Origin of the sequence: Roseovarius sp. (genome assembly GCF_018066915.1) — a bacterium.
Taxonomy (GTDB): Bacteria; Pseudomonadota; Alphaproteobacteria; order Rhodobacterales; family Rhodobacteraceae; genus Roseovarius.
Genome location: NZ_JAGPVV010000030.1, coordinates 1 through 3620, shown reverse-complemented (window position 1 = coordinate 3620; position 3620 = coordinate 1). Strand labels below are relative to the sequence as shown.

2 protein-coding genes and 1 pseudogene are annotated in these 3620 nt (G+C 60.4%); all 3 read right to left on the bottom strand.

The features are described 5' to 3' along the window. Window positions 1-1278, bottom strand: a 1278-nt coding sequence (locus KBT70_RS01745; RefSeq protein WP_296628052.1) for a UvrD-helicase domain-containing protein, incomplete at its 3' end; no start/stop codon positions are given. A gap of 15 nt (window positions 1279-1293) precedes the next feature. Next, window positions 1294-2118 carry a hypothetical protein gene (locus KBT70_RS01740; RefSeq protein ID WP_296628050.1) on the bottom strand — a complete coding sequence of 275 codons (825 nt, stop codon included), beginning with the start codon at window positions 2116-2118 and terminating at the stop codon, window positions 1294-1296. Between the two features lie 4 nt (window positions 2119-2122). Next, window positions 2123-3620 (bottom strand): annotated as a pseudogene (locus KBT70_RS01735) (site-specific DNA-methyltransferase); the annotation flags it as partial.

The window sequence follows — 3620 nt, the reverse complement described above, 5'->3', positions numbered from 1 at the left end:
CAATCGTCCGAACACGTCGGACCAAGTGACAACACGCCGTTCGACGAGTCCCGCCCGCACACGTTCGAAGATTGCCCAGAGGGTTTCACGCTGTTTACCGCCAATCCTGGTCTTGCGACCAAGGCGGGACACGTCTCGATACTCGTCCCAGGATCGCAACTGCCAGGCGTCCACAACGTCCTCCCACTCGCCAACGAGGAAATGGGCAGAGAAACGGTGGCCCTCGACCTCCGATGCTGCCTTGGCGATCAGCGAGCGGATCACAGCGGGGGCGGCGATTTGGGGTTGGCCGAACCGTTCAGAATAGAGGTCATAGCCAACTGACGAAATTGCTTTCACGACGATACGGGCCGCGATCACTGGCTCACCCGCTACCAAGCTGGCCAGTTTGACCCGCAGGGAATTGGCCAGAGCTTTGGAAAAGGTGGTCAGCAGCACGGTTGCGTCGGGATTGACGCGCGCGAGATGAACCGCGCGGTGGAGTGCCACGATGGTCTTGCCGGTTCCGGCCGATCCAGACACGCGGGTCGGACCGGTGAAGGACCGCTCGACCAGATCGGCTTGGGCGGGGTGAAGGAACACCGCCCATTTATCCCAAGGGTAATCCAGTGCCTGCTTCAGTTCTTCGGCGTTGGTCAGCACACGGAAGCGGCGCTGGGCATCCGGGTGGGCGAAGGGATCAGCTTCGACAGGCGCGGGCTCGGGCGGTGCTGGTTTCTCTCCCACGGCCAATTTCAGCAGCGCTTCCTGCGCCTCTTGTGGCAGGTGTTCGATAATGTCGAACAAGGTGTCCTCGGTTGCTGCGCGAACATCGTTCACCCATTCTTCTGGCACGCCAAAGGCCATCAGCTCGAATTTGCGGAGGTTGTCGAATAGGCGAACGGCAGGTTCGGCGGTGGGTGTGGGGGCGGCCACCTCCTTGGGCTTGAAGATTTCCACCTCTTCAACCCGCTCGCGCACCTCGACCAGCTGCATCGCACCGGTCGTCGGGTGGCGTTCGATCTTGCGCCGTTCGGCCCATTTGTAGGCGTCATCGTGATGATCGACGTAGACCAGCAGGATGCTGGCGGTGGTGCGGTGGATGATGATCCGGATATCGGCATTTACACGCACAGACCAGAAATTGCTGTCCTTGGCGCGGTCAAGTTTGTGGAAAGAGAGCCCGTTAGCTGCGGGGTCCAATTGCAGATCGAAGGCCGTTGTTTTCGCGGCCTTTTGTTCCTGACCAGTCAGGCGGGCGAGACTGTCGGTGAAGGTGTCTGCGATGCGGAATTCCATGCGCTTTCTGTTTCCCTACACCCAATTACCGGAATGGGGATGCTTTGTGCCGAGCATGTACACGCCCGAGTGGATGTCGATCAGGCTCCAGTCGGGTAGTTGCGCGCAGAGCTCAGCGAATAACCCGTTGTTCTCGTAAATCGCGCCCGGCTCGAAGGAGGCATCGTCCAAGTCACTGCCTGCAGGTGGTTTGCTTAGAATTCCAGTGCGATGCAACAATGAGAGCCCTGCAAAGATCGGGCCCCCTGGTGGCAGCATGGGTGGTGGAGACTTCTGCGTCGCAGCTAATGCTGGCTGGCCGAAAAGCGCTGTCATAAACATCGCCGTCGCATTCCAGGCGCCGATATAGGGCGGGCGTTCTTTGGGATTCAGGATAGGGCTTAGCCAGCGTTCCTGGGCCCTGCCGAGTTTCTCAAGTGTATCGGGCAGGGTGGGCGGCAGCGTGACCTTGCCGAAAAGGATGTGCGCGCCGATCAGGGACTGCTCAATCGGGGTTGGGCCCCGTTCCATATGAAAGCCTTTTGCGGTGTTCAGGTCTGTCGTGTTCCAGTCGCTGAGGACGTTGCAGACAGCTTCGGTAAACTGCAGCTCCAGTTGGGCCAGATGGCCCCAAGACAGCCCGACTGCGAAGCAAACATGCCAAGGATTGGCGGTAGGAAATGCAGTTAGGTGGGACCTCATCTCTGAGGTCGCCAGTTTGTTCAAGGACTGTCCGGTTTCCTTAAGAAGCGCCAGAACTTTTCCGCGGGCGGGGCCCCCCCTTACTCCGCCGCCCTTTTCGCAGAGCTCATTGAATGCGCGTTGCGTGTCATTTACCGGCTTGCTTATTGGTGCTTTCATCGTCTCACTCCACCGCAAAAACCTTCATCACCTCGTCGCCGAGGTGGTTGATTACCTTGACCGCGATCCGGCCCGACTTGGGCTTCACGAACGGGCGCGAGGTGTCGGAATAGAGGCTCTCCCAAGCCTCTTCGTCGATCTCGGCTTTCAGCGTGGTTTTCAGCGCCTTGTAGGGGTCGTTGGCACCAAGGAAATAGGCGTGGCGGACGAAGAAGGATTCCTCGTTGTAATCGGTGTCGAGCATCCAGAGCGCGATGCCGTCGGTGCCCTCGCTTTGCACCTCGCCGGTTTGGGGCTTGAACACGTCGACGCCGAAAACCTGCACTGTTACCGTGCCATCCCCTTGATCCATAATGCGAATATCGGGTTCGCCGAAGATCACAAAGAGATTGCCCGCGCCGGTGGTTTTCAGATCGCCGCCCATGTGCAGGTCGGGGTTCATGCGGGCCTTGAGCACCTTGATCCGGCCCAGTTTGTCGAACTCGGAGGAATGGGCGTCATAGTTGAAGGCACACGAGATCATGAGATCGAAACCTGCGTCACCACATTCCCTAGCGGCGGCGACCAGATCGGGGCGGGACACGGTGCCGAATTCGGGGCCGATGAAGATGCCCGCACGACGCTCGGTATCGCCTTCCATAAAGGTGCCCTCGGCGGCGATCCAGTTGCCAGGCCAGCCGTGCAGGGCGGTAAAGGTGATCCGGTCCTCCTTATGCGCCTGCTGCACGCCTGCGGCCTTGAGGTTTTCCAGAATCATATGCGCAAAATCTTTGAAATCATGTGATTTTTCAGACGCGCGGCGCTTGCCCTCGGCGGCTTCATAGGTGTCGATCAGCTCGTCATCCCAATCGACGGCCAACGTGCGGTGGGGTGACAGGCTCTCGACCGTAAAGGGGCCTGCGACGCGGGTTTTGGAGTTATCGGTAAAGGGTTTGTCATAGAGATACTCGAACTCGGCCTTGGCCGCGATGCTGGCGTCGATTTCGCGTTGGCGGGCGATGCGGGCCTGCCAAAACGCCTCAGATTCACGTCGGTATCGTGTCGGTATGGCGTCGGTGCGGTCGTCGGCGCAGTCGCGGGGCACTTCCCATTCCATGAACCCGTTTGCCGGGGCCTCTTCACCCGAGGGGAGCGTCACGGTGCCGGTGACGGCAAAGTCGATGGTCTTGCCCGCGCGCCCGCCGGTCTTGACGGGAAAGGGGGTGGGATGGCCGCGCATCGCGGCGTTGAGATCGGCCAAGGCCGCGTCAACGGCGGGCTGCATCCGGTCCCAGATCACGTCGATTTCGGCGTTGTTGGCGATGGATTTCAGGGTGATGTGCGGCACGCGGTCATACACAAAGCCCTGACGGATGCTGCCATGGGTGGGCGTGGTCTTGGGCGGCGTGCGGGTGATCTCGCCTTCCTTGGCCTGCCCCTCGGGGCTGTCGGCCAGCAGGTAATAGGGATAGCGCGCGCCCATCAGGCGAGAGCGGGCGAGGGCCACGGCGACGCGAGAGGTG

What these genes read in the sequence shown, in the direction of transcription:
- KBT70_RS01740 (WP_296628050.1), bottom strand. Translation starts at nt 2,118, where the DNA reads ATGAAAGCACCAATAAGCAAGCCGGTAAATGACACGCAACGCGCATTC.